General features: G+C 31.1%; 1 protein-coding gene. It reads left to right on the forward strand.

The annotated features are described in order from the left end of the window. Nucleotides 1–1,047: polysaccharide deacetylase family protein (locus tag BG20_RS12515; RefSeq protein WP_010195591.1), on the forward strand; the 1,047-nt coding region annotated here is incomplete at both ends.

The following is a 1,047-nucleotide window of genomic DNA, read 5'->3' on the forward strand; positions in this document are numbered from 1 at the left end:
TGTTTTAAAGAATGATGTCATCGATTCTTCGTGGAAAGAAAAGAAGGTAGCGATAATAGGTCAAGAAAATACGTTTAAAATAATAAAATCAAAAGATGAGCCAAAAAATCCAGAAACTACGACAAATATCCCAATCAACAAAGACGAAATAACTACATCATGTAATTGTGTAGCATTTAGATTTGACGGAGTCCAAGATTACTGGCTAAATGACATACAACTTGCATACATCAATACATTCGTAGAAAAAAATATTCCATTGACTGTAGGAATAATTGCAGATTCATTTGGAAATGATCAAAAAATCACAGCCATAGTTAAAGATGCATCCAGTAAAAATAAAATAGAAATTGCAAGTGAAGGAATAGGATCTGCACCTTTTACAAATTATTCCAAACAAGAACAAGACAAATTATTAAAACAATCAATAGTTGAAATTCTCAATAATGCAGGTGTGAGGCCTCACATCTTTGTACCACCACAAAACCAATACAATGAAGACACAAAGCAAGTTCTCATAGAGAATAAATTCACACATGTTAGCGGTAGTGTTTCACAAGAAGAAGTAGTGAAATTTCCGTTAAAAGATGAAACATTATACAAATTTCCTGAAACGGCTACCACTGGAAAGTACGATGTTGAACAAAATTTGTTTGTTGGAATATCAAACGATGAGACTTTTGCAGATACGGTAGATGCTCTTAAAAAATATGGGTTTGCAGTAATAACATCAAATCCACAGCAATTTGCAATTATTAAAAATGGAACTTATACCAATCAAATTAATGAAAAACAATTCAACGAACTAAATGGATTGATTAAAAAACTACAATCAGAGAAGATTAGAATTGTGTTTATTGGAAAAATTAATTTGGATTCGGAAACAATAATTCTTCCTCAGTGGATTAAAAAAAATGCAGGTTGGTGGTCAAATGATCAAATTGACGACATAACATTTGTGCAAGGAATACAATATATGATTCAAAAAGAAATCATTAAAATTCCAAAATCTTCAGAGGCCACAGATACAGAAAACAAAGAAATTCC

The sequence above is a fragment of the Candidatus Nitrosarchaeum limnium BG20 genome, from assembly GCF_000241145.1.
Taxonomy (GTDB): Archaea; Thermoproteota; Nitrososphaeria; order Nitrososphaerales; family Nitrosopumilaceae; genus Nitrosarchaeum; species Nitrosarchaeum limnae.